The organism is Roseinatronobacter thiooxidans, assembly GCF_001870675.1.
Taxonomy (GTDB): domain Bacteria; phylum Pseudomonadota; class Alphaproteobacteria; order Rhodobacterales; family Rhodobacteraceae; genus Roseinatronobacter; species Roseinatronobacter thiooxidans.
Genome location: NZ_MEHT01000041.1, coordinates 1 through 2,182 on the forward strand (window position 1 = coordinate 1; position 2,182 = coordinate 2,182).

Sequence of the window (2,182 nt, forward strand, 5' to 3'; positions counted from 1 at the left end):
TCCAGGCTCATCGCAAAACCCCGACGACATCGCCCCCCAAGAGGCAGGGGAGGAGGGGTTTTGCCCGCCCATCAGGGCGGACTTTCGTTCTTCATGCCAAAAGGCCCTCTAAGCCCTGAAAACGTGGGGTGTGAGGCTGCGTGAGGGGTACTGAACATAGAGCCCCTATTTCCTGCCAACATCACAGCCCACCAGAACCCCCTTGATAGCAGGCAGGCGTCCAAGGCTGATGGGAGGCTCTTGGGAGGGGTGTTTGAGTTGCAGGATATGGCCAATGTAGACCGGAATTTGCATTCCGGCTTCTAGGCTATGTGTTGCGCCCTGCTCGGCGATGTTTCCGGCTACAGTCCGATCCGCTACAGCCGCCTCCGGTACCAGAGAGGCCGGACGCAACGGATCGGACATCGGATGACACAGCCACGACCCCGGCAGATCACGAAACGCCAGTTTCTCGGCTTGGGCGCTGCCGTTCTGCTGGCGGGCTGCCAAGGCGGAGAGGCCGAGGAACAGGTTATCCGGGTCGAAGACATGCCGTCGATGCCGGCGACAGATGCTTGGGTGCTCTACCCGCCTCCACCTGAACCCCCAAAATGGCGTTTCTGGCAACGGTCGCTGTAAGCCCCCGCCAACGTCGCCGTTCTTCGCCCCCAGAGCCGTTTCGGCCAGCAAGGACAGGGCGGCGACGTGGCGAAGTATACATTTCACATTTCCTGCCATCTTCCCCCTCATGAGGCTGGGAGAGGCTTGGGAGGATTTCGCTTCGTTTCGTTCTATTTCAGCAAAACTTGCAAAGGTGTCCAAATCTGTCCATTCCATTGAGAATGAGCAGACTGACCCCGAACGCCGCCGCTGAACTCTGCGGCAAAAGCCGTGCGACGATCCTCCGCGCCATCACCACCGAAGACCTTCCGGCCACGAAGATCGGAGGGCAGTGGGCGATTGAAAGGGAAGCTCTTGAGCTTTGGATCGCGCAGCGGCCTCAGAGAGCGCGCAGGAGCCCCTTAAAGCCTCCCGCACCTCCGATAGCCTCAAAAGCTGAAGAGGCCCCTCAGGGAGCCTCTCAGCGCCTCTCAGAGGCATCTGAGGATCACAGGGGCATGGATATGCGCCTTGGCGCGCTAGAAGCTCTCTGCGGCGCTCTGGTGGCCGAGATCGAGGATCTCCGGGGTCAGGTCCGGGAACTTGCCAGGAACGACACCGCCTCGGCCCCGCCTCCTGTGCCAGTAGGCAAGCGCCGCCTGTGGCCCTTCTCGGCCAAGTCCTGATCCGCTGCCGATCGGGGCGCTGCGGTGGCCAAAACCACCATCCTATTCCCCAGCAAAATCCGACCGTTCCAGAGGCGCAAACGGCCAAGTTTTCCACAAGAGGGTAAGGGAGATATTATCTATCTCTATCTAGGTCAGCCGGATATTGCTTTTTCACTAACGACTTAGGCTTGAAATAAGTGTCACCGCATGACACTACATGGTGTCACAGCATGACACCTATTGAGGGACAGATGCAGTCAGCGAAAGATGCCTTCGCGGCGGTGATCGAAAGAGCCGAAAAGAGCCTGAAACGCCGTGCCCGCGGACCCGCCTCAGAGACCCCGCAGGAGCGAGGTCACACCGTCACCAAGCTATCCGATGAACGGGCCAAGAAACGGCGCGAGGAAGCCCGCCAGTTCGTCGCTCAGGCCCGTCGCCTTGGCCTCGATCCCGACACCCTTGCCAAGATCGACGGCGCCGCCAAAGCCCATGCCAAAAGCTCTGAAAACTGGATTTTCGTGATGCTAGGACCGAAAGAAAACGCTGCCGTGGTCCGTTGGATCAACCAGCACTCCAAGCGCCCGCACAAGGCACAAGAGCTCTGGGCCACCCTGCTCGAACATCTCCGCATGGACACCGGCGAGATCATGGCTACGCGGCAGCAGCTGGCAGAGCGTGTGGGCGAGACTCCGCAGAACCTCAGCCGGATTATGAGCGAGCTTGCCTCGATCAACGCGATCCGCCGCGAGAAGGAAGGTCGGACTGTCCGCTACTTCCTGAATCCCGGCATTGCCACGCACATTCCCAACGCCTCGGCCCGCAAGGCTGCCCGGGAGGGCGCCGGCCCCCTGCTGCGGATCATGGAAGGCGGAAAGCCGTAGCACACGGATCGGCCGCCGCCTGGACGCGTCCCTACGGCCCGTCGTGATGCGAGC

Annotated in this window: 3 protein-coding genes; 2 read left to right on the top strand and 1 reads right to left on the bottom strand. The window is 60.9% G+C overall.

The annotated features are described in order from the left end of the window. Positions 1-165: 165 nt before the first annotated feature. Positions 166-816 carry a hypothetical protein gene (locus BG455_RS12220; RefSeq protein WP_071470291.1) on the bottom strand — a complete coding sequence of 217 codons (651 nt, stop codon included), beginning with the start codon at positions 814-816 and terminating at the stop codon, positions 166-168. 5 nt (positions 817-821) lie between these two features. Between BG455_RS12220 and BG455_RS17720 the strand changes: the two genes are divergently transcribed. Together BG455_RS17720 and BG455_RS12230 are read left to right on the top strand one after the other, a co-directional pair. Beyond that, on the top strand, positions 822-1,265 hold the full coding sequence (locus BG455_RS17720; RefSeq protein WP_071470292.1) for a helix-turn-helix domain-containing protein: 444 nt from the start codon (positions 822-824) through the stop codon (positions 1,263-1,265). A gap of 212 nt (positions 1,266-1,477) precedes the next feature. Then, positions 1,478-2,128, top strand: coding sequence for a hypothetical protein (locus tag BG455_RS12230; protein WP_071470293.1), 651 nt, complete (start codon positions 1,478-1,480; stop codon positions 2,126-2,128). Positions 2,129-2,182: the final 54 nt, after the last annotated feature.